14 protein-coding genes are annotated in these 22,424 nt (G+C 72.6%); 6 read left to right on the forward strand and 8 right to left on the reverse strand.

Translation table 11 applies throughout. The annotated features are described in order from the left end of the window. The first annotated feature begins 316 nt into the window (after window positions 1–316). Window positions 317–2,530: an MMPL family transporter gene (locus ACH4RC_RS05305; protein ID WP_398195337.1), complete on the forward strand. Its 2,214-nt coding sequence runs from the start codon at window positions 317–319 to the stop codon at window positions 2,528–2,530. 218 nt (window positions 2,531–2,748) lie between these two features. Here ACH4RC_RS05305 and ACH4RC_RS05310 read toward each other — a convergent pair whose 3' ends face one another. The 5 genes from ACH4RC_RS05310 to ACH4RC_RS05330 all read right to left on the reverse strand — a co-directional run bounded on the left by ACH4RC_RS05310 (window position 2,749) and on the right by ACH4RC_RS05330 (window position 9,441). Then, window positions 2,749–4,197, reverse strand: coding sequence for a glycoside hydrolase family 43 protein (locus ACH4RC_RS05310; RefSeq protein ID WP_398195339.1), 1,449 nt, complete (start codon window positions 4,195–4,197; stop codon window positions 2,749–2,751). A gap of 103 nt (window positions 4,198–4,300) precedes the next feature. Further along, on the reverse strand, window positions 4,301–5,242 hold the full coding sequence (locus ACH4RC_RS05315; RefSeq protein ID WP_398195342.1) for a carbohydrate ABC transporter permease: 942 nt from the start codon (window positions 5,240–5,242) through the stop codon (window positions 4,301–4,303). Window positions 5,243–5,244: 2 nt separating this feature from the next. Further along, window positions 5,245–6,153: a carbohydrate ABC transporter permease gene (locus ACH4RC_RS05320; protein ID WP_398195344.1), complete on the reverse strand. Its 909-nt coding sequence runs from the start codon at window positions 6,151–6,153 to the stop codon at window positions 5,245–5,247. 27 nt (window positions 6,154–6,180) lie between these two features. Next, the gene (locus ACH4RC_RS05325; RefSeq protein ID WP_398195346.1) at window positions 6,181–7,524 is read right to left on the reverse strand and encodes an extracellular solute-binding protein; all 1,344 of its coding nucleotides are present in this window, start codon (window positions 7,522–7,524) and stop codon (window positions 6,181–6,183) included. A gap of 90 nt (window positions 7,525–7,614) precedes the next feature. Then, a complete protein-coding gene (locus tag ACH4RC_RS05330) occupies window positions 7,615–9,441 on the reverse strand; it encodes a glycoside hydrolase family 2 protein (RefSeq protein ID WP_398195348.1) in 1,827 nt (608 codons plus the stop codon). Between the two features lie 149 nt (window positions 9,442–9,590). On the opposite strand from ACH4RC_RS05330, the gene ACH4RC_RS05335 reads away from it, so the two are divergent. The 5 genes from ACH4RC_RS05335 to fxsT all read left to right on the forward strand — a co-directional run bounded on the left by ACH4RC_RS05335 (window position 9,591) and on the right by fxsT (window position 19,107). Further along, window positions 9,591–10,613 carry a LacI family DNA-binding transcriptional regulator gene (locus tag ACH4RC_RS05335; RefSeq protein WP_398195350.1) on the forward strand — a complete coding sequence of 341 codons (1,023 nt, stop codon included), beginning with the start codon at window positions 9,591–9,593 and terminating at the stop codon, window positions 10,611–10,613. Window positions 10,614–10,707: 94 nt separating this feature from the next. Beyond that, a complete protein-coding gene (locus ACH4RC_RS05340) occupies window positions 10,708–11,910 on the forward strand; it encodes a hypothetical protein (RefSeq protein WP_398195352.1) in 1,203 nt (400 codons plus the stop codon). A 6-nt stretch (window positions 11,911–11,916) separates the two neighbouring features. Beyond that, the gene (locus ACH4RC_RS05345) at window positions 11,917–13,560 is read left to right on the forward strand and encodes a hypothetical protein (RefSeq protein ID WP_398195355.1); all 1,644 of its coding nucleotides are present in this window, start codon (window positions 11,917–11,919) and stop codon (window positions 13,558–13,560) included. Further along, window positions 13,557–14,633 carry an AAA family ATPase gene (locus tag ACH4RC_RS05350; RefSeq protein ID WP_398195357.1) on the forward strand — a complete coding sequence of 359 codons (1,077 nt, stop codon included), beginning with the start codon at window positions 13,557–13,559 and terminating at the stop codon, window positions 14,631–14,633. The genes ACH4RC_RS05345 and ACH4RC_RS05350 overlap by 4 nt, the downstream gene beginning before the upstream one ends. After that, on the forward strand, window positions 14,626–19,107 hold the full coding sequence (gene fxsT / locus ACH4RC_RS05355) for an FxSxx-COOH system tetratricopeptide repeat protein (RefSeq protein WP_398195359.1): 4,482 nt from the start codon (window positions 14,626–14,628) through the stop codon (window positions 19,105–19,107). The genes ACH4RC_RS05350 and fxsT overlap by 8 nt, the downstream gene beginning before the upstream one ends. On the opposite strand, the gene ACH4RC_RS05360 is transcribed toward fxsT, so the two are convergent. The 3 genes from ACH4RC_RS05360 to ACH4RC_RS05370 all read right to left on the reverse strand — a co-directional run bounded on the left by ACH4RC_RS05360 (window position 19,104) and on the right by ACH4RC_RS05370 (window position 22,361). Beyond that, window positions 19,104–20,948 carry an HEXXH motif domain-containing protein gene (locus ACH4RC_RS05360; RefSeq protein ID WP_398195361.1) on the reverse strand — a complete coding sequence of 615 codons (1,845 nt, stop codon included), beginning with the start codon at window positions 20,946–20,948 and terminating at the stop codon, window positions 19,104–19,106. The two genes, fxsT and ACH4RC_RS05360, sit on opposite strands and share 4 nt — an antisense overlap. Window positions 20,949–20,989: 41 nt before the next feature. Then, a complete protein-coding gene (locus ACH4RC_RS05365) occupies window positions 20,990–21,157 on the reverse strand; it encodes a hypothetical protein (protein WP_398195364.1) in 168 nt (55 codons plus the stop codon). A 100-nt stretch (window positions 21,158–21,257) separates the two neighbouring features. Next, entirely contained in the window at window positions 21,258–22,361 is a 1,104-nt protein-coding gene (locus tag ACH4RC_RS05370; protein ID WP_398195366.1) for a hypothetical protein, read from the reverse strand. Between the last annotated feature and the right edge of the window lie 63 nt (window positions 22,362–22,424).

A 22,424-nucleotide genomic window follows, 5' to 3' on the forward strand; every position in this document is an offset into this window, starting at 1 on the left:
GAGGCCATAGGTATGTCAAAGCGGATACCTCCAGGTACCTGACTGACACGTGTCCCGCCTGCGTTTCCGGCTTGTCGGGTGTACCCGCATCTGCACCCGGGGTTCTACACACACCGCACATCACTCCTCCCCGGGGATGACACGCGCGGACCGCGCCTACCGCGAACGCGGGCCCGTACTCCGGCTCAGAGGCTTACCGAATGGCTCCGGGCAGCGGAGACGATGGAAGCCGATCCTGCCGACCGTCCTGACGTGCGACGACGCACGCCCGGGTAGTCGCTCCTGCCTCACGATCCCGACGGGAGCCCATTTCGCCGTGGCTACGTTCTTGTACAAACTCGGGCGGCTGTCCTTCCGGCGCCGCCGCTATGTGGCGCTGCTGTGGGTGCTGCTGCTCGGCGGGATCGGCTTCGCGTCGTCGGCCGCGCCGGCCCCGCCCGCCGACACGTTCTCGATGCCGGGCACCGAGGCGCAGAAGGCGTTCGACCTGCTCGACGAGAAGTTCCCGGCCGCCGGGGCCGAGGGCGGGACGGCCCGCGTCGTCATCCGCGCCCCGCAGAGCGAGAAGCTGACCGACCCGGCGCCCAGGGCCGACGTCGAGAAGCTGGTGACCGCGCTCGGCAAGGGCCCGGACGTCTCCTCCGTCGCCGACCCGTACAAGGCGAACGCCGTCAGCAAGGACGGCTCGACCGCCTACGCCTCCGTCTCGTACAAGGTCGCCTCGACCGAGCTGACCGACGCGTCGCACGAGGCGCTGACCAAGGCCATCGACGACGCCCGCGCCGACGGCTTCACCGTCGAGGCCGGCGGTGACGCCGTCGAGTCCGAGCAGGAGATGGGCGGCAGCGCCGAGCTCATCGGTATCGCGATCTCCGCGGTCGTCCTGCTCATCACCTTCGGTTCGATGGTCGCCGCCGGTATGCCGCTGCTCACCGCGATCATCGGCGTCGGTATCGGCATCTCCGGCATCACGGCGCTCGGCAGCGTCCTCGAGCTGTCCTCCACCACGTCCACGCTCGCGACGATGATCGGCCTCGCGGTCGGCATCGACTACGCCCTGTTCATCGTGAGCCGCTACCGCGCCGAGATAGCCGAAGGACGCGAGCGCGAGGAGGCGGCGGGCCGCGCGGTCGGCACGGCCGGTTCCGCGGTCGTCTTCGCCGGACTCACCGTGATCGTCGCCCTCGCGGGCCTGTCCGTCGTGAACATCCCGCTCCTGACGAAGATGGGGCTGGCCGCTGCCGCGACCGTCGCCATCTCCGTCGTCATCGCCCTCACCATGATCCCGGCGCTGCTCGGCTTCGCGGGCAAGAAGGTGCTGCGCCGCAAGGACCGCAAGGCCGCCGCCCCGACGCCGGACACGCCCGAGAGCAAGCCGAACCTGGGCACCCGCTGGTCCCGCTTCGTGATGCGCCGCCCGCTGACCGTGCTGCTCGTCGCCGTGATCGGCCTCGGCGCCGTCGCCGTCCCGGCCACCAGCCTGGAGCTCGGCCTGCCCGACGAGGGCACGTCCGCGCCGGACAGCACGCAGCGCAAGGCGTACGACATGCTGTCCGAGTCGTTCGGCGCCGGGTTCAACGGCCCGCTGATGGTGACCGTCGACGGCAAGGGCGCGGAGGCCGCCGCCAAGTCGGTCGGCGACTCGCTCGCCAAGGTCGACGGGGTCGCCGCGGTCGCTCCCGCGCAGGTCAACGAGGCGGGTGACACCGCCATCATGTCCGTCGTCCCGTCGACGGGCCCGAGTGACCACAAGACCGAGGAGCTGGTCAAGGAGATCCGCTCCGAGGCCGGGGCGTGGGGCGCGGACACCGGCTCCGACGTCCTGGTCACCGGCCAGACGGCCATGACGATCGACTTCTCGCAGACCCTCAACGACGCGCTCGTGCCCTACCTGCTGCTCGTCGTCGGCCTGGCCTTCCTGCTCCTGATGCTGGTGTTCCGCTCGATCCTGGTCCCGCTCAAGGCGGCGCTCGGCTTCCTCCTGTCGGTGGCGGCGGCGCTCGGCGCCGTGGTCGCGGTCTTCCAGTGGGGCTGGCTCGCGGACCTGGTCGGCGTCGACCAGCCGGGCCCGATCATGTCGATGATGCCGATCTTCATGATCGGTGTGGTCTTCGGTCTCGCCATGGACTACGAGGTCTTCCTCGTGACCCGGATGCGCGAGGCGTACGTCCACGGGGCGCGGCCCGGCGAGGCCATCGTGACCGGGTTCCGGCACGGCGGCCGGGTCGTCGGCGCCGCCGCGGTCATCATGATCAGTGTCTTCTCCGGCTTCATCATGGAGGACAACGACATGATCAAGATGATGGGCTTCGGCCTCGCGATCGCCGTCCTCTTCGACGCGTTCGTGGTCCGGATGGCGATCGTGCCCGCGGTCATGGCGCTGCTCGGCAAGGCCGCCTGGTGGCTGCCGCGCTGGCTGGACAAGGCGCTGCCGAACGTCGACGTAGAGGGCGAGAAGCTGCGGAAGTCCCTGGCCGAGCCCCGGCTCGCCGAGGACGAGGACCGGGAGCTCGAGCCCGTACGCGGCTGAGCACCGTAACGTCAACAAGCGGCGGCCACGTCGAACACACCCGCACAGTGCCGTGGCCGCCGCTCAGGACGCGCACGCCCGACGATTCGCCGGGGCGCGTCCACGGACCTCAACGGACGCGCCGGGCCCGGGGTGACGGGTGCCCGGCGCGTCCACTCAAACGGTTGTGTGGTCGGTCAGCAGTGCGATCCCGTGCGATCCCATGTGCTCCACGGGTCTCAGTCCGTATAGACCTCGGCCCGGTCCACGCTCACGAACGCGGCGCCGGACGACCCGTTCCGCTCACCCGTCACCCGCACCTTCAGCGTGTGCTTGCCGTTGGCCAGGCGGGGGCTCAGATACTGCAGCGTCTCCCCGGTGCGGATCGCGCCGTAGAAGTCGACCCGCCGCTCGGGGCCGCCGTCGACGCTGATCCCCGCGATCCCGTTGCCGGTGTCGCGCACCGAGAGCAGCGCGATCCGGGTGCCGGTGAAGGAGTACGTGGCGGTGTTGCCCGCCCGGTCGCTCCAGTGGTCGTCGCTCCAGAAGCACTGGGCGGCGCAGCCGGTCCCGGAGTTCCAGGTGCCGGTGTACGCGAGCGATCCGGCCCCGCTGGAGCGGCCGTCGTCGTTGATCCAGTAGTTGCCCGAGCCGGGGTCGCCGGAGGGCAGGTCCTGGGTCGCGCCCATAGCGAGCGGCGCCCCGAGGTTCGGGCTGCCGTCCGCGTTCCAGGTGATCTTCTGGGCGCGGGTCGTGCGGTCGGAGTACGTGTTCACCGACGTGGTCTTGGCGTGGTGGATCAGCCAGTCCTGGGTGCCGTCGGGAGACTTGAAGAACGCGTGGTGGCCGGGGCCGAAGACGCCGCGGTCGTCGGCGCGCGAGAAGACCGGGCCCGAGCGCTGCACCCAGTTGCCGGGCACGAGCGGGTCCGCCCCGTCGGCCAGGGACATCTGCCAGACCTGGTAGTCGGGCTTGCCCGTGTCACACGTGGAGTACGTCATCCACGTACGCCCGTTGCGGTTGAGGAACTCGGGGCCCTCGCGGACCTCGGGGCAGCCCCCCGCCGCGTTGATCGCGACCGCGTCGCCGGAGACGGTGTACGGGTTCGGCATCGGCGCGATGTTCAGCCCGTTGTGCTGGTACGGGTTGATGCCGCTGTACGCGAGGTAGAGCCGGCCGTTGTGCTGGAGGATGCCCGGGTCGATGGCGAAGTCGTTCGCGTGGTTGGGCGGGGCGAGCTTCGCCTTGAAGTGGTACGGGCCCGCCGGGTCGTCCCGCTCCGACTCCAGGACGTACAGACGGTGGTGGTCGTCGGTGCCGTCGTCGGCGGTGTAGTAGAGGTACCAGCGGTTGCCGAAGCGGTAGAACTCCGGCGCCCAGATGTGCTGGTTGCGGGATGCGTCGGTGTCCGTCCACACCGTGATCGGATCGGCGTCGAGGAGCGTGGCCAGGGACGGCGAGCGCCACATCCTGATGCTGTCGCCCTGGGTGGTGGTGAGGTGGTAGGCCCCGTTCGCGTAGGCCAGATACGGGTCGGGTCCGGTGTTCAGCGGGTTCCGGAAGGTATCCGAGGCGGCCGCCGCCGTTTCGGGCGCCGGTCTCGCCGCACCGGCCTGCGGAGCGCAGACCAGTCCGACGAGCAGCGCCAGAAGTGCGGTGACCAGAGCGGTACGGGGCCGGGTGCGCATGAGCGGCTCCTTACATCGATGTAAGTCTCACGGCTCTCAGGACGGTAGGGAAGGGGTGCGGGGCTGTCAACGGGGCGCCGCCACAGTCGAGTTGCGGGTCACCTCACTGGCCGCCGAGACCGGTGGTCGCCACCGACTTGACGATGTGCCGCTGGAAGAAGAGGAACACCACGACGAGCGGCAGCGCGGCGAGCACGGCCGACGCCATCGACTGCGCGTACTGGATGCCGTACGCGTCCTTCACCGTGGTGATGCCGACGGGCAGCGTCATCAGGGACGGGTCCGAGGTCGACACGAACGGCCACAGGAAGTTGTTCCACGCGCCGATGAACACGAAGATCGCGACGGCGGCGAGCATCGGCCGTGACAGCGGGAGCAGCACCGACCAGAAGATCCGCCAGTGTCCGGCGCCGTCGATCCGGGCGGCCTCCTCCAGCTCCTTGGGCAGCGAGTCGAAGTGCTTCTTCAGGATGAACACCATCACGGGCGCCACCGTCTGCGGCAGGATCACCGCCGCGTAGGTGTCCAGCAGGTGCAGCGTCAGCATCTGCTGGAACCACGGCACGATCAGGATCTGCGGCGGCACGAGAACGGCCGCGATCGTCAGCGCGAACAGCCAGCGGCGCCCGGCGAACAGGGTGCGCGAGAACGCGTAACCGGCCATCGCGGAGACGAGCACCGTGACCACGGTGACGGCGGCCGAGATGATGAGGCTGTTGAGCATCCACAGCGGCAGGTCGCCGCGCTCCCACACGGCGCTGAACCCGTCGAAGGTGAACCCGTGCTCCGGCCACAGCCAGTGCAGCGGGTCGCTCGCGTCCTGCTCGGTCTTGAACGCGGTGAGCAGCGCCCACGCCATCGGGAGCAGCCAGATCAGCGCGCCGACGGTGAGGACGGCGAGCGCGAGCACCCGGGCGACGCGGCTCTCGCCGAGCGTCAGGTTCGTGCGCGAGCGCTCGGTGCGCCGCGGCGGTCTCGGCGGCGTGACCGGCCTGCGCACTTGCGGCTTGGTGGCCCTGCGGGCCGGTGCTTCGGTGGAGGTCATGGTCACTTCTCCCGGCGGCGGAGTGCGAAGAACTGGGCGGCGGAGGCGAGGACGACGAGGGCGAAGAAGATGTAGCTGATCGCCGAGGCGTAACCGAGCCGGTAGCCGGTGAAGCCGACGTCGTAGACGTACTCCACGATGGGCCGCGTCGAGTTGTTCGGGCCGCCCTTGGTGAGCAGGTAGACCTGGTCGAAGACCTTCAGGGACGCCAGGAGTTGCAGCACGGTGATCACGACGGTGATGCGGCTGAGCTGCGGCAGCGTGATCGAGAACAGTCGGCGCCACGCGCCCGCGCCGTCGATCGCCGCGGCCTCGTAGAGGTGGTCGGGGATCGACTGGAGCGCGGCCAGGTACAGCAGGAAGTTGAAGCCGACCGTCCACCACAGGGTGGCGAGGGCGATGGCCCAGACGGCCACCGACTCGTCGCTCAGCCAGGCGACCTGGCCGAGGCCCAGCTTGTCCAGGAGGTGGTTGTAGAGGCCGAGGTCGGGCTGGTACAGCCAGATCCACAGCAGGCCGACGACGCCGACGGGCAGCAGGTACGGCGCGAAGAACGCGAGCCGCCACACCCACTGGCCGGGCACCCCGGTGTGGACGAGCAGCGCCATCCCGAGCGCCACCACGACCAGCGGGACCGTCGAGATGAGCGTGAAGAGGACCGTGTGCCAGAGCGCCTTCCACATCTCGGCGTCCTGGAACGCCTCGGTGAAGTTGTCGACGCCGATGAAGGACGGGGTGTGCGCGGACAGGGCGCGGTCGGTGAGGCTCATCCAGAGCCCCTGGCCGAGCGGCCAGATCATGAACACCGCGAACAGGACGAGGAAGGGCAGCGCGAAGAGCAGTCCGGGGGAGAACAGCCGGCGCGCCGCGGGCACCCCTGGCCGGGGCGAGGCGTGAGGAGAAGAGGACATCGTTGTGCCTCCTAGGGGCGCGGCCGGTCAGGCCGGGCTGGGCTTGGCGAGGAAGGTGTTGAGGCGCCGCACCATCGCGCGCGCCGCACGGTCGGGGGCGAGACCGTCGAGCAGGGCCTGCTGGAGCACCTGCGACATGGCGTTCTGGAAGTCGGAGCCTGCTCCGGCGAACCAGGCCGCCGGGTCGAGGACGACGTGGTCCGCGGCCGTCTTGTAGTGCGCCTGCGGCAGCAGTCGGGCGTACTCCCCGGTCTTCGTGATGGGCCCGTAGGCGGGGATGTGGCCCGCGGTCGCCCAGATCTGGCCGGCCTTCAGGAGCGCCGCCACCGCGCGGTGCGTCCGGCGCCGGTGTCCGGTGTCGGGGCTCTCGCGACGCGGGAGCACGAAGGAGTGCGAGTCGGCGTAGACGGCCGGGGTGCCGAAGACCGTCGGGAACGGGGCCGCGCCCACGTTCTTGTCCGCGCCCCGGTAGGTGCCCAGCTCCCACTCACCGGAGAGGATCATCGCGGTCTGCCGGTTGTTGAACGCGGCCATGCCCGCGAAGTAGTCGAGCCGCTTGGGGTTCACGCGGCCGTCGACCAGCTTGGCCATGAACGCGATGACCTCCGCCATCCGGTCCACGTCGACCTTGGCCGGACCGCCCGGCGGCACCTCGAAGACGCCGCCGGTCTGCTTGTAGAGGCCGTAGAAGAGGCGCCAGCCCTGCGCGGGGTCGGTCACGTACCCGAAGGCGATGCCCTGCTTGCCGGACGCCTTCGCCAGCTCCTTGGCGGCCGCGAGGAACGTGTCCGGAGAGGAGAACGCGTCGGCGTCCAGCGTGCCGTCCGCCGTCAGCAGCCCCGCCTTCTTCACCGGCTCCGGGTGGAAGAACACGATGAACGGGTGGGTGTCGAGGGGGATCGCGTACGTCTTCCCCTCGTACTGCGTACGGGACCACACCGCGTCGGTGAAGTCCTCGCGCCGCACGCCGTACTCGGCAAGGAGGTCCAGGTCCCACGGGTCGACGAGCCCGGTGGGCGCGTACCCCGCGAGCCGCGACATGTGCGAGACGGCGACGTCGGGGCCGCGTCCGCCGGCCGAGGCCATGGCGAGCTTCGTGTAATAGGGGGTGCCCCACTCCAGGACGGTGCGTTCGATGCGGGTGCCCGGCATGTCGGGCCGCGCCTTCTTCACCATGTCGTTGAGCAGGCCGCCGTCGGCCCCGCTGAACAGGTCCCACAGGCGGACGGTCGACTCGTCGGCCGCCAGCGCGCTGCCGCAGCCGCTGAGCGCTCCGGCGCCGAGGACCGTGGCCCCGGCGGCGAGCGCGGCCGTCAGCGCGCGTCGTCTGGTGAGTGCGGGGCGACCGACGGGTGCGGGTGTGCCGGTCATCTGGCTCCTTCCCCGGGCGACGGCGGCGGCGTCATCGGCCGCCGCCTCACCTCGGAACATACATCGATGTAAAAAACGGGTACGACGGAGTCAGCGCGGGCCCTCGAAGGCCGCGTGGCGGCGCTGGGCGTCGCGCAGCAGCTTGGTGTCGACCTTCTCGCTGCGGTCGAAGCCGTAGACGCCGTTGCGCTCCTGGAAGACGTCCGTGAGCTGCGTGTAGCAGTAACCGAACATGTCCGGGTCGTCGAGCAGGACGCCGGTCAGGCCGATGAACCGCTCCACGAACTCCTCGGCGCTGCGCGGCCGTTCGCCGTAACCCCACGACTCGTCGCGCGCCTCGCCCGACACCTCGGCGGCGGCCTGCGCGTCCCACCAGATGCCGCCGAACTCGCTGCAGAAGTACGGCTGCCCGGCGTACGGCACCGACCAGGGGCGGCCGTCGGGCCCGGCGTTCACGTACGGCTCGTCCTCGGCGAGCCCGGCCATCACCTTCGCGAACTCGGCCGGGTCCTGCTCGTAGCAGTGCGAGTCGTACACGTCGGTGTGCGGGACCCGGTGGGCGTAGCCGGAGGCGTCGATGACCGGCCGGGTTCCGTCGGCCTGCTTCGTGGCCAGGAACATCGCGTGCGTCACGTCGTCGAGCTGGGTGATGCGGTCGTGCAGGTGCTGGTACGTCTCGTTGAGCGGGCACCAGCCGATGACCGAGGGGTGCGAGTAGTCGCGCTCCACGGCCTCCAGCCACTGGGTGACGTAGGAGGCGTCGGGCCGCTGGTTGTCGTCGCGGACGCCGACCTCGCAGCCCCAGTCGCCGAACTCGCCCCACACCAGGTAGCCGAGCCGGTCCGCGTGGTACAGGAACCGCTCCTCGAAGACCTTCTGGTGCAGGCGGGCCCCGTTGAACCCGGCGGCGAGGCCCAGCTCGATGTCGCGGACGAGGGCGGCGTCGCTCGGCGCGGTCATCAGGCCGTCCGGGTAGTAGCCCTGATCGAGCACGAGCCGCTGGAAGACGGGCTCGCCGTTGAGGAGGAGCCGCTTGCCGTCGATGGAGACGGAGCGCAGACCCGCGTAGGACCGCACCTCGTCCACCACCCCGCCCTCCGCGTCGAGGACCTCGAAGGTGAGGTCGTACAGGTGCGGGTCCCGCGGCGACCACACGCGCAGCCGGTTCGCCGGCAGGGTGAGCGCCAGGCGGGGCGTGAGGTCGAGGTCGGCGCGGGCCTCGGCGGTGACGACCGTGCCCTGCGCGTCGCGGAGGGTGGCGCGGACCCGGTGGCCCGGCGCGGTCCCGGTCAGCGGCAGCTCCAGGAAGAACGAGCCGGAGGCCAGGTCGGGCGTGATGCGCGGGCGCTGCAGGGCGACGGTGCGCGGCACCGGCTCCAGCCACACCGTCTGCCAGATGCCGGTGGTGCGGGTGTAGTGGCAGTGCGTGTTGGCGTACCAGGTGGCCTGCTTGCCGCGGGCCTGCGGGCCGTGCCGGGTGTCCCGGGCCCGTACGACGAGCGTCACCTCGCGCCCCGGCGCGGCGACCTCGCTCAGGTCCGCGGTGAACGGGGTGAAGCCGCCGCGGTGCCGCGCCACCTCGATGCCGTCGGCCCAGACGGTGGTGTCGTGGTCCACGGCCCCGAAGTGCAGGAGCACCCGGGAGCCGGTCCACTCGGCCGGCACCGTCACGGTCCGCCGGTACCAGACGGCCTCCAGGAAGTCCGTGTCGCCGATACCGGACAGCTCCGACTCCGGGCAGAACGGCACGGTGATCCGCCCGGTCAGGTCGCGTTCGCGCAGTCCGCGTTCGAGGCCGGTGTCGGCGCGGTCGACCTCGAACTGCCACTCACCGTTGAGATTGAGCCAGGCCTCACGGGCGAACTGCGGCCTCGGGTACTCGGGCCGCGGCAGGTCCTGGTGGTGCGGGACGGGCATGGTGCTCCTTGCCTCCGGGGGCTGCTGCTGTCGTGCGGGGCTCATGGCACCATGGCGATTACATCGTTGTAAATATCCGGGACGGTGCGAGATCCGGCCCGAAACCGATTCGTGATGCTCGATACGATCGCGGGTGGCAGACGGAAGGAATGAACAGCGTGGCGGCCAGACCCAGGATCAAGGACGTGGCGGAGTACGCGGGCGTCTCGCCCAAGACCGTCTCCAACGTGATCAACGATTACGAGCATGTGTCGGACCGCACCCGTGAAGTGGTGCGGGAGGCGATCGACGCCCTCGGCTACCGCGTGAACATCGCGGGCCGCCAGCTCCGCCAGGGCCGCACCGGCATGATCACCCTGGCCGTGCCCGAGCTGGACGTCGCCTACTTCTCCGAGCTGGCCAAGCACGTGATGACCGAGGCCGACAAGCGCGGGCAGACCGTCCTCCTGCACCAGACCGGCGGCGTCCGCGAGCGCGAGCTGGCCGCGCTGCACGGCTTCGACGCCCGCTTCACCGACGGCGTCATCCTCAGCCCGCTCGCCCTGCACCCCCGCGACCTGGCCACCCGCGACCGCGCGCTCCCGGTCGTCCTCCTCGGCGAGCGCCCCGCCGAGGGCACCACCGACCACGTCGCCGTGGACAACGTACGGGCGGCGCGCGAGGCCACCGAGCACCTCCTGGCCCGCGGGCGGCGCCGGATCGCCGTCATCGGCGGCCGGGTCCGCGGGCCCCAGGGCACCGACCGGCTGCGCACCGACGGCTACCGCGAGGCGCTCAAGGAGGCCGGGGTCGCCTTCGACAGCGCCCTGGTGGTCCCGGTGGACGCCTACCACTGGCAGGACGGGGCGCGGGCCGCCGCCGCGCTCATCGACGCGGGCCCCGACCCCGACGCCCTGCTCTGCCTCAACGACCACCTCGCCCTGGGCGCCCTTCGCGCCCTGCACGAGCGGGGCCGCGCCGTCCCCGAGGACCTCGACGTGGTCGGCTTCGACGACATCGAGGCGTCCCGGTTCAGCGTGCCGAGCCTCACCACGGTCGCCCCGGACAAGCGGGAGATCGCGCGGGCCGCCGTCGCCCTCCTCCTGGACCGCATCGAGGAACCGGCGGCCGAAGCCCTCCAGGACCACGTGGTGGGCCACGAGCTGAAGGTGCGCGAGAGCACCGGAGGCTGATCGACGGCTGTTCGACGTGGACCGCGCGACGGTAGGATGCCCTCCTGAGTGAGCCTCAAATGCCGTGGCTTGCGGGGGAGTTCGCGGAGGACGATTGACGAGCGTGCTGTTCATCCACGGCACCGGGGTGCGCGCGCCGGGCTACGCGGAGGCGTTGCGTGCGGTGCGCGCGGGCCTGGCCGGCGTGCGGCCCGACGTGACCGTGGCGGAGTGCGACTGGGGCTCGGCCCTCGGCTCCTACCTGCGCGCCGACGGCGCGTCCATACCCGGCTACGTGCCTCAGGATCCGGCGCGGGCGCCGCGCCCGCACGACGAGGAGCGCGCCCGCTGGGCCCTCCTCTACGTCGACCCGGCAGCGGAGCTGCACCTGTTCGCGCTGGCCGGACAGCAGACGACCGCACCGTTCCTGCCGGGCGCGCTCCCCGCGGGGCGGCAGCTGTGGGCCTGGACGCAGGAGCTCGTGGAGGCGCCCGCCGTCCGCGCGGCGTGGCAGGCGGCCGGCCTCGACGCCCACCTGGCCGCCGACGTGAGCGCGCTGCTCGCCTCGGACACCTTCCGGCGCGCCTGCGACGCGGCGGACGGCACCGGAGCGTCGGGCCTGGCCCGGCTGACCGCCCGCGCCCTCACCGCCCGCGCACTCGCCGGACACCCCGGCGGCCCCGGCGCGGTCCCGGCCGACGCACGGGACGCCATGGTCGCCGCCGTGGTCGATCGACTCGGCGGCGAGGAGCGCGGGCTGAGCGACGGGGTGAGCCGGGCGCTCGGCGCCTCCGCACGCCTCCTGGAGCGGGCGGGCGGCTCCCGGTTCGTGGTCGGCCGCCGCAGCCGGATCAGCGAGCGCTCCCTCGGCTTCGCCGGGGACATCCTCAGCTACCTCGTACGGGGCGAGGCGGTGCGCGCCTACGTGGCCGACCTCGCGCGCCAGCTCACGCCCCCGGTGGTGCTCCTCGGGCACAGCCTCGGCGGCATCGTCGCCTTCGACCTGCTCGCGGGCGGCGCGGCGGGCACCACCCCCGACGTGGCGCAGCTGGTGACCGTCGGCTCCCAGGCCCCGGTCCTCTACGAACTGGACGCCCTGCCCTCACGCCCGTACGGCACCGGCCTGCCCGCCGGTTTCCCGCGCTGGCTCAACGTCTACGACCGGCGCGACCTGCTGTCCTTCGTCGGCGCGGAGGTCTTCGGGCCGGGCGTGCGCGACGTCGAGGTGGACAACGGCCAGCCGGTGTCGGCCGCCCACAGCGCGTACTGGACCAACCGGCACCTGTACGAGGTCCTCGCACAGGAACTTCCCGGGTGACGCCGGATGGGACGCAGTGCGCAGGGGGCGCACGTGCCGCGGGGCACGGGGGAGCGGCAGGAGCGGCAGCGGATGCTGCGCGAGATGGTCGAGGCGCTCGCCGCCTCCACCCCGCTCGCCGACGAACGCGGCCGTCTGCAATGGGCTCGTGAACTGGCCGACGAATTCCCGGATCTGGACCTGGAGGGATTCCGCACCGCACGGCAGGCGTTCGCCGAGGCGATCCGGCACTGCAGCCGCGTGGCGGAGGACGGGCTCGAACGGCTCGTGGAGGCCACCGAGTTCGTGGCCCCCGGCGTCGCCACCAAGCTGCGGCCGATGCTCGACGAGTGGCACGCCCTCGACCTCTACCGCGGCCGCGACTGGACCCCCCTGCGCGAAGGGCTCGGCCTCGCCCTGCCCGAACTGCCCGCCCTGGTCGCCGCCGCCACCCAGGACCGCGTCCGCCTGCCCCGGCACTGCCGCACGGCCTGGCACGCCTTCACCCATCTGGCCTGCCACAACGCACCGGTCGGCGGGCTCGAACCCAGCATGGTCCTGCTTGAGCATCTGATGCTGCGGAGCGAGGCCGCGCACGTGATCGGTGAGATACGCGCGTGGAACGACCACTTCGCGGGGGAGTGGGGCGCGAGCGAGGGGGCGCAGGGGTTGCGAGCCCTGCGCGCACGGCTCACCGGACGCCCGGATCCGGCCGCGCAGACGCCCACGGAGCACACGACGGCGGCGGGAGCCGACGGGCTCGGCGAGCCGCGCGTACCGGTCATACGCCTGTTCATCAAGGTCGCCCCGGACCTGCGCCCCTCGGACGCACAGGCCGCCCGGCAAGGGAGGCACGAGGCGCACTACCGGATCTCGTCCCGCGTCCGGTACGCCGAATCCGTGCGACTGCACCGGGAGGACTGCGACCCCGTGGATCCCGTGCCACGCGGCAGGCTCCCGTACGCCGTCGCTGACCTCCTGTCCGCGACGGCCGAGCTGTGGCAGTCTCGGGACGAGAACGTGGTCCTGGAATTCTTCCTGCCGGCGGAGTTGCTCACGGAACCCGTCGAATGGTGGGACCGGAATCCCCGGCTCGGGCATTCCAACCCACTGCTGAGCAAATACCCGTGGGTGTACGTGCACAGCCTCGAACGGATGCAGCGGCGCGATCTGCACCACGCCTGGCGCAGACGGTGGACGCGCTTCAGGAGCGACCCGGGCCGCGGGCGCGCCCACTGGTGCGACCCGGAGGGCCGGCCGGACCCCGAGCACCTCGCGCTGCTGGATGCCCGGATCGGCAAGGAGGAGGGGGTGGTCTGCATGGTCCTCAGCGACACTCCGCGGGCCGGTGACGGCACGGGCGCGCGCGAGCTGCGGCTCGGCCTGGACCTCGGCGTGCCCGTGGTGATCTTCCACCGGGCCCCCGAACCGTCCGGGGCGTCGGAAGCCTCCGTGGCTTTTCGCGGTCTGGTGAAGGAGTTGTTGGCCGGTGAGGGTCTGGCGAACCTTCCCGCCGCTGCCCGACAGTGGAGGAGCGACGCGGCGGCGGGGACCGCGGACGTGCGCGACAAGGCGTTGATCCAGCAACTGGGCGTGGTCTGGGACGATCCGCAGCAGCTCCTCGACGGTGACGCGTGCGCCCCCGCCGCCTTCGTAGGGGGTACCGAGTGAACGCGCAGGAGACGAACGGACTGCCGTACCGGGGCAGCGGAGCCCCGCGCCCGCAGGGACCGTACGAGGAGCGCGGCTGGCCCGAGGGGCCGCGCTGGCGCAGCTTCGACGGGGGGCCTGTCCAGCCCGGGCCGCCGGACGAGGACGAGGCGGACCGCAGGCTCGGCCCGGCCGGCGCGCCGCGCACACCCCCGCCGGACGAGGTGCGCCTGGTCAACGCGGCGATCCTGCTGCGCCGCCCCCTGCTGGTCACGGGCCGTCCCGGCGTCGGCAAATCGGCCCTCGCCTTCCGCATCGCCCGCGAGCTGAACCTGGGCCGGGTCCTGCAGTGGCCGGTCACCAGCCGCACGACCCTCACCTCCGGGCTGTTCGAATACGATGTGATCGGCCGGGCGCAGGCGGGCCAGGCCTGGTACCTGGCGCAGCAACAGCAGCCGGCCACCGCCGCGGCGGGCGAACTTCCGTCGGACGTGGGGGAGTTCGTGCAGCTGGGGCCGCTCGGCACGGCGCTGCTTCCGCACCGGATCCCGCGCGTGCTGCTCATCGACGAGATCGACAAATGCGACGTCGACCTGCCGCACGACCTGCTGTCGCTGTTCGAGGACGGCCGGTACGCCGTGCCCCCACTGGTCCGGGTCAGTAAAAAACAACCCCTGGTCACCGTGCACACCGCCGATCCGCGAGGAACCGCTCAGATCACGGACGGTATCGTTCACGCCCGGGCGTTCCCGATCGTGATCATGACCTCAAACGGGGAACAGGAGTTCCCCGAGGCCTTTTTGCGTCGCTGCCTGCGTTTGGACATGCCGGACCCCGATGCGGAAGGGTTGGGCGAACTGCTCTCCGCCCACTTCTCCGACCGACTCGGTGACATGCACTCCAAGTTGATCCAGGACTTCACGTCCCGCAGCGAGCGCACCGACGGTCTGGCCGCCGACATGCTGCTGAACGCGGCGCATCTGGCGACCTCGGGCGCCTACACCCACGAGGACGGCGACGACGCCGAGTGGCAAGCGGTCCTGCGCGCCATCTGGCACTCGCTGAAGGCCGACGGGGCAGAGATCGGTGACTGAAGGCCCGCCCGCTCCCGAGGGCCGGGGGCCGGACGCGCACGGCCCGCGTCCGCCCTCCGGCCGCTCACGCCTGCCCGTGGGCGAGCTGCGCTGGTGGGAAGTGGCGGACGCGCTGTGGATGGCCGAGCACCACCCCGAACTCCTGGACCCGCACAAGGAACCCGAGCCGCCGCCCGCCGCCGCGCGACGGCCCGCGCCGCCCCCGGAAACGCCGCGGACGCCCGAGGAGCCGTCACCGGACGCCCCCGGACCCGTACGAGAGGCTGAGGCCGATGCGCCGCCGGTCGGCATCGGCCCCTTCCAACCGCCGGTCGCACAGGAGCAGTCGACGCACGAGGCGAGCGGCTCCTACGGGACCGACGACGCCGCGACGCCGCCCCCGGGCGCCGGCCGTCGGCGCCCCGGCCGCCTGCGGCGGCGTGGGACCTCGGCCAGGAACCTGGGGCGCGCGTTACGGCCGTTCCGGCAGATCCGCCGCACCTCGCCCGTCGAGGAGGTCGACGAGGACCGTACGGGGGAACAGTTCGCCGAGGCGCCCTGGCTGCCCCCGGCCATGCGGCCCTCGCCCGAGGCGCGCTGGGACGTCGTGCTCGTCGTCGACAGCGCCCCGCAGATGGCCGTCTGGCGGGCCACCGCCGACCGGCTCGCCGCCGTGCTGCGCCGCTACGGCGGCTTCCGCGACATCGTGCTGCGCTGCCTCGACACCGACTCCACCGGCGGCGTCGTGCTGCGCGCCCCCGGAAGGCGCGGCGCCACCCATCCGGTGCGCAGCCTCGTCGACCAGTCCGGGCGGCGGATCGTGCTCGTCCTCACCGACGGCGTCGCCGCCGCGTGGCGCAGCGGCGCCGTGGACGCCGCGCTCGCCCTGTGGGCCAGGCACCAGCCGCTCGCGATCCTGAGCACCCTCCCGCAGCGCCTGTGGCACCGCACCGGGCTGCGCCCCGAGCGGGTCCGGCTGCATCTGTCCGGGCGCGGGGCCGCGGGCGAGGCCGTCCACTGGGAGCCCGCGCAGCCCTACGGTGCCGACGCGTGGGTGACGCCGTTGCGCCGGGCGCGCGCGTTGCCCGTCCCGGTCCTGGAGGTGTCGGGGGAGTGGCTGTCGCCCTGGGCCCGATTCGTGGCCGGGGAACAGCCGCGCTGGACCGAGGTCGCCGCCCTGATGGTGCGGCCGGACGCGCGCCCCCTCGAACCCGGGCCCGCGCCCCGGGACGCCTCGGCGGCGGAACAGGTCGCCCACTTCCGCGTCTGGGCCTCGGCCGAGGGCTTCGAGCTGGCCGTGCGGCTTGCGGCAGTGCAGTTGGATCTTCCGGTGATCGCCGCCGTGCAGCGCGCGATGCTGCCCGAGTCGGCGCCCGTGCACCTGGCTGAGCTGCTGATGAGCGGCCTGGTCGAGGCGGTCCCGGGGGACGGGAGCGCGTACGTGTTCCGGCCGGGTGTGCGCGAGGAACTGCTCGCCGCCGGGACCAAGCGCACCACCTTGCAGGCCTCGCGCCGGGCGGCGGAGGTGCTCGCCTCCCGCAGCGGCGCGGCCCGTGAGCTGCTCGCCCACTACGAAGGGCGCGAGCAGGAGCCCGAACCGGAAGTGACGGCGGAGAACGCGCGCTTCCGGGCGGTCGAGCACGCGGTCCTCAGCGTGCTGGCCGGAGAACATCTGCCGAGGGCGCGACGGCTCGGGCGGCTGATCGCGGCCCACACAAGAACGGCACCACCGACGGACGCTGGGGAGCGTGGCGGAGTGATATCGGACGAATCATCGCAAGGCAGAATGAATCTTGACAATTCGCTCGATGGTCCGCGTCGCACCGATCCCCCGTATCCCCCGCAGTCCGCGTCCGCCGGGACCGGCGGCGGGGGACCGGGTGCGCCCGGCCCGCACCAAGGAGGCACGCCAGTGACCACGGTCGTCCCCGGGACCGCCGCCCCCGCCACCCCCGCCTGGGAGGAACCGGCGGGCGCCGCGCCTCAGACGCGCGCGGTCCGCCCCGCGATCCTCGGCAACATGCCGCCGCGCAACCTGGTCTTCACCGGCCGCGACGACCTGTTGCTGCGCCTGGAGGCGGATCTCGGCGAGGGCCCCACCGCTGTGCTCCCGCACACCCTGCACGGTATGGGCGGCGTCGGGAAGTCGCAGCTCGCACTGGAGTACGTCTACCGCAACGCGGACCGCTACGACGTCGTGTGGTGGATCCCCGCCGAGCGCCCCACCCAGATCGCCCAGGCCCTCGTCGAACTCGCGCTGCGGCTGAACCTGCCGGTCACCGCCGAGGCGAACACCGCCGTCCCCGCCGTCCTCGAGGCGCTGCGAACGGGTGTTCCCTACGCCAACTGGCTCCTCGTCTTCGACAACGCGGAGAGCCCCGAATCGGTGCAGAGCTACTTCCCGCTCACCTCGGGCGGCGGCTCCGCCGGATCCATCCTCGTCACCTCGCGCAACCCGCAGTGGAACACCCTCGCCCACCCCCTTGAAGTCGATGTCTTCAAACGGTCCGAGTCGATCCAGCTGCTCCAGCGCCGCAACCCCGACCTGGCCGATGCCGAGGCCGACCAACTCGCCGCCGTGCTCGGCGACTTGCCGCTCGCCGTCGAGCAGGCGTCCGCCTGGCGCGCCGAGACGGGCATGCCGGCCGAGGAATACCTGCGCCTCTTCGAGGAGAAGCGGGCCGAACTGATGGCGGTGTCCCCGCCCACCCAGTACGAACAGACCGTGGCGACCGCGTGGAACGTCTCGCTCGACCACCTGGAGGGTAAGAACAGCGCCGCCCTCCAACTCCTTCAGGTCTGCTCGTACTTCGCGCCCGAGCCGATCGCGCGCTCGCTCTTCTCCGGCGCCCCCGTCGAGCCGATCGCCCCCGACCTGGACCGCTCGCTGACCGACCCGCTGCGCCTGGGCCGCGCCATCCGCGAGATCAACCGCTACTCCCTCGCCAAGATCGACCACCGCACCAACTCGATCCAGATGCACCGCCTGGTCCAGGCCGTGCTCAACGCCCGTATGTCGCAGGAACAGCGCGACCGACTGCAGCACGGAGCGCACCTCCTGCTCGCCGCCGCCACCCCGCGCGACCCGCAGGACCCCTCGCACTGGGCCAGGTTCGCCGAGCTGTACCCGCACGTCGTCGTCTCGGACGCGATGCGCTCGCCCTCGCGCCACGTGCGGCAGATGGTCCACGCCGTCGCCGAGTACCTCTACTACTGGGGTGACCACGAGGGATCGCGGGACTTCTCCCAACGCGCCTACGACGTCTGGACCGAGCTGCACGGCGAGGACGACCGGCAGACCCTGCTGCTCGGCCGCCACCTGCGGTACGTGCTGTGGGCGCTCGGCCGGTTCGGTGAGGCCGCCGCCCTCAGCCGCCGGATGCTCGCCGTCCTGGAGGCGCGGCCCGGCTCCGACGTGGACGACGAGTTCCTGCGCGTACGCGGCCTCGCCGCCTCCGACAGCCGGGCCGGCGGCGCCTTCCCCACCGCCCGCGAGATCAACGAGGAGGTCTACGAGCGCGCCGTACGGGCCTACGGCGACGACGACCCCGAGACCCTGATGCACGCCCACAACCTGGGCGTCAGCCTGCGCGTCAACGGCGACTTCCGCGGCGCCCTCGAACTGGACCGGCAGACCTGGCAGCGCAGGACGCAGATGTTCGGCGAGGACTCGCTGTCCAGCATGCTCACCGAGTCCAGCGTCGCGCTCGACCGCCGTGAAATGGGTGAGTACGTCGAGGCGGTCCGGCTCTTCGAGGACATCACGGAGCGGTACCGGCTGCGGATCGGCGCCAACCACCCCAACACCCTGCGCAACGTGGCCCGGCTCGGGGTCTCCCTGCGCAAGGCGGGCCATCACGCGGCGGCCGCCGAGCTGACCCGGCGGGCCCGCAAGGAGCTGATCAGCCGCTACGGGCCGGAGCACCCGGACTCCCTCGTCGCCTCCCTCAACCTCTCGGTCGACCTGCGCCAGTCGGGCGAGCTGACCGACTCGATGAAGCTCGGCGAGGCGACCCGGGACCTGTTCGCGCAGGTCTTCGGCGCCGACCATCCGCACACCCTCGAAGCCGAGATGGATCTGGCCATCACCTACCGGCTCCTGGGCAAGGTGGACGAGGCCCGCGCGCTCAACGAGTCGGCCCTGGAGCGGTGCGCGGCCCAGTTGGGCGGTGGCCACCCCGACACGTTGGTGTGCCGGATCAACCTGGCCAGCGATCTGTTCGCGCAGGGCGACACGGCCGGGGCCCTCGCCCTGGACGAGGCGACACTGGCCGCCGCCAAGGACACCCTCGGCGACGACCACCCGACGGTCCTCGTGCTGACCAGCAACCTCTCCCAGGACCTGCGGGCGCTCGGCCGCCTCATGGAGTCCGAGGAGCTGCGCCAGGCCGCCGTCGAGGGCATCGCCCGGATCCTCGGCGATCAGCACCCCGCGTACGCCGACGCGGTGGCCTCGCGCCGGGCCAACTGCGACATCGACCCGATGCCGATCTAGTCACCGACAGGCTCTCGAGGGGCGGGCGCGAGTCCGTCCAGCCAGGTGACGAGCGCGACGGGGCCGGGGCCCGCCCCGTCGCGGCGGCTCAGGGCGCGGTCCACGGCCCGCGCCAGCTCCGGCTGCTTGCGCGCGACACGGCCCGGCGCCCCGGGCCCCTGCGCGCGCAGGGCCAGCAGGAGATCGGCCCATGACGACCGCTCCGCGCCGCCCTTCACCAGCGCGGCGACGGCGGCCCCCACCGCCCCCGCCGCGTCCCCGCGTACGTGGAGGGTGTGGGCCGGGCGGGTGCCGCGCGGCAGTCCGCTCGCGGGTCCCTCGGGCTCGGCCAGGCGCGAGCGGTACAGCGCGGCCATGACGTCCAGACGCGGCACCCCGGTGTCCGGGCACAGCCGGGCGGCGGCGGCCGGCATCGGGGTGAGCGGCGCGGGCCAGGCGCCGGCGAGCGCGGTCACCGTGGCGGGGTCGGGCTCCAGGTGGTGCAGGCGCCAGCTCATCGTGTGGTGGTCGGCGGCGTCCCGCGCCATCGCGTCCACCGGGCCGAACCGCGCCGGATGCTCGCCTTGCGCCACGCTCTCGCCGAGCCGCCGCACCAGCCTGCGGCCCAGCTCGGTCAGGCCCTTGTGCGTCTCGAAGTCGCGCAGGACGCGCAGTAGTTGACGCCGCCACAGGGCGTACTCGAAACCGGCCGTGGCGTGGTCGTCCACGGGGGAGAGGGCGCGGCCGCGCCAGAAACGGGTCACCGCCGTGAACGCGTAGACGCCCTGGAGCAGCCCGCGCAGCGGCCGTGGCTCGTCGCGCCAGGGTGTGTAGAAGAGGGTGTCGTCGTCGGGCTCGTACAGCTGGTACAGGTGCATGAGCATGCTCAGCTTGGTGTGCTGGATCTCGTGCGCGAGGACCGCGGCGAGCTGCTCGGCGTCCGGCGGCCGGGCGGATGCCAGGCGCCCCGCGCCGTCCCCCGAGGTGGCGCTGGGCAGGCGCTCGACGCCCTTGCGCTCCACCGGTTCGAGGCTGCGAAGGAGCACCCCGACGTCCGTGGCGGACTGCGCGTCGGCCGCCGCCAGCAGGGGCGCGGCCTCGTGCAGCAGCTCGGTCCAGCGCTCCGCCTCGTCGGCGGGCAGCCGGCCCGGCGGCCGGCCCTCGGCGGTCGGCACGATGCGGTGCGGGCCGAGATCGTCGAGGAGGACGGAGCGCGGGGCGCCGGGCGAGACGAGCGTGATCGTGCGGGCCGGTTCCCAGCCGGGGCCCGGCGCCGTGTACGGGGCGGTGACCCGGACCGTACGCCCCTCGATCTCGACGGTGACCTCGTCCGCGCCGGCCGTGACGCGGGCCCGGCCCCAAGGGGCCGCGCCGGGCACGACGGCGCGGCCGACGCCCGGCAGCGACACGGTGCCGTACCGCGAGGGCACGCCGAGCGTGAACGCGGCGCCGGTGCGCAGCGCCGCCGCGGCGGCCAGGGCGTGGAAGTGCCCGGCCTCCACCCACAGCGGCTCGGAGGCGGGCGGAGCGGTGGAGCGCAGGGCGCGCAGGGCGCCGCCGAGCCACAGACCGGTCTCGGGCGCCATGAGGAGCTCCTCGACCGTGTCGTGCGCGCGCCGGTCCGCCTCGACGAGCAGGCGCCACGGTTCGTCCGTCGCCTCCAGCGGGCCGACCAGCCAGGGGCTCTCGCGCAGCAGGTCGAGAAAGAGGTCGATCATGAGGAGGCGGTGGCTGCGCTCGGCCTGCCACAGGCCGTGCAGCACGCGCGTGCTGCCGCCGCCACCGGCCAGGGCGTCGAAATCCGCCTCGGAGAACCCGTGCCGCCGCAGCGCGGTGGCGGGGGCCGCGGGCTCAGCGGGCACGATGCGGCTCCGGACCTCCGCCCGGTCCTCGCAGGGGCGGCTCAACTCCCGTCGTCGCCGCCGAAGTTGACGTCGGGGTCGTCCAGCTTGCGCAGGAGTCGCCGTTTGCCCAGCGCCCGTTCGGCGCCGGTATGCGCGCGTAGCTGCTCAAGCGTCCATCCCCCGAGGTCCACAAGTTCCGACTCGACCGCAGTGTCGGCGTGATCCATGGTGCCCTTGCCCTCCCAGCATCCGGGCCGCCGGTGACGCCGACGCCGACCCCTGTTGCTTCATCATGTCCCCTGCACTCATGCTCGGGAACCCCGTGTCTCAGACATCCTTTCCGGACAACTCGTGTGCTCTGGCCGAGAATTCGTTGTACGCGCGTGTCCCGGCGTCGACCATCTCCAGCGCCGCGCACAGCTCGTCGAGCCCCCCGGGAAACTCCAGGCACGTGTCGACGAGGTCGAGCAGAGCCGGTCTGGTGATCGCCGACTGGGGCACGCTCGCGGCGATCTCGGGCGGCAGCTGCCGGATCACCCGGGCCCGCGCCTCGGGCTCCCGCATCGCCGGTACCCGTTCGAGCGCCACGACCAGCTCACGGCGCTCGGCCCGCGTCGGTCCGGCCCCCGTCCTGGTCGGGCGCCGCCACTGCTCGCCCTGGCCGGCCGGCCCGGAGTGCCAGAAGTAGGTGGGGGTCTGCGCCGCGCCGCCGCGCGCCGCGACCCGCTCCCGCAGCCGCTCGGCGAGGCCCCGCGGATCGGCGAACCAGCCGCCCTCCGCGCCTCTCTCGTCCCAGACGTCGTGCACGGCGGCGGTGAAGACACCGGGCCCGCCGGTGCGGCTGCCGCGCGCGGACTGGCCAGGCGCGCACGCGAACAAGGCGTGCTGGCCCGGCCGTTCCCGCAGCGGCCGTACGGGGACGGGGTCGGGCGCGAGGGCGCCGTCGAGCCGGGCCGGGTCCGCGAACAGCTGGCAGGCGTCGAGCAGCCACAGCTGGTGCGGGAAGGACGGGACCAGATCGGAGCGCCAGGCGGCGAGCGCCGCGTCGAGGTCCAGGCTGCGCAGGTCCTGGCCGGTGGCGTCGGCGTACAGCAGGCGGCGGTGCCCGTCGGCGTCGACGAGTCCGTGCCCGGACCAGGCCACGAACAGCAAGTCACCACTCTCGCGCGGAAGTTCCCGGAACAGGGCCCGGTGTACGTCCTCCCGTCCGGCGCCGCGGACCGTCAGCCCCGTCGCCTTCGCGAGTCCCTCGTTGTGCGGGGCGGGGGAGAGGAGCAGGGTGATCCGCTCGGGCGCCACCCCCGCCTTCAGCAGGCGCTGCGCGTGACCGACCGCGTCGCGCACGGGCCCGTCGAGGTCCCAGTCGGCACCGCCGTCGTAGCGCTCCACTCCTACGATGACGGCGTGCGTCGACGGTGTCCGGTCCGGCATGGAGGATTCCTCCCCGGGAAACGGCGGGGCGAATCGCGGGCCGCGCCACGCAGCGGCCGTCCA

The sequence above is a fragment of the Streptomyces sp. NPDC016845 genome (assembly GCF_044332585.1).
Lineage (GTDB): Bacteria > Actinomycetota > Actinomycetes > Streptomycetales > Streptomycetaceae > Streptomyces.

Coding starts and splice junctions, on each gene's coding strand:
- ACH4RC_RS05310 (WP_398195339.1), bottom strand. CDS start 4,197: ATGCGCACCCGGCCCCGTACCGCTCTGGTCACCGCACTTCTGGCGCTG.
- ACH4RC_RS05315 (WP_398195342.1), bottom strand. CDS start 5,242: ATGACCTCCACCGAAGCACCGGCCCGCAGGGCCACCAAGCCGCAAGTG.
- ACH4RC_RS05320 (WP_398195344.1), bottom strand. CDS start 6,153: ATGTCCTCTTCTCCTCACGCCTCGCCCCGGCCAGGGGTGCCCGCGGCG.
- ACH4RC_RS05325 (WP_398195346.1), bottom strand. CDS start 7,524: ATGACCGGCACACCCGCACCCGTCGGTCGCCCCGCACTCACCAGACGA.
- ACH4RC_RS05330 (WP_398195348.1), bottom strand. CDS start 9,441: ATGCCCGTCCCGCACCACCAGGACCTGCCGCGGCCCGAGTACCCGAGG.
- ACH4RC_RS05335 (WP_398195350.1), top strand. CDS start 9,591: ATGAACAGCGTGGCGGCCAGACCCAGGATCAAGGACGTGGCGGAGTAC.
- ACH4RC_RS05345 (WP_398195355.1), top strand. CDS start 11,917: ATGGGACGCAGTGCGCAGGGGGCGCACGTGCCGCGGGGCACGGGGGAG.
- ACH4RC_RS05365 (WP_398195364.1), bottom strand. CDS start 21,157: ATGGATCACGCCGACACTGCGGTCGAGTCGGAACTTGTGGACCTCGGG.
- ACH4RC_RS05370 (WP_398195366.1), bottom strand. CDS start 22,361: ATGCCGGACCGGACACCGTCGACGCACGCCGTCATCGTAGGAGTGGAG.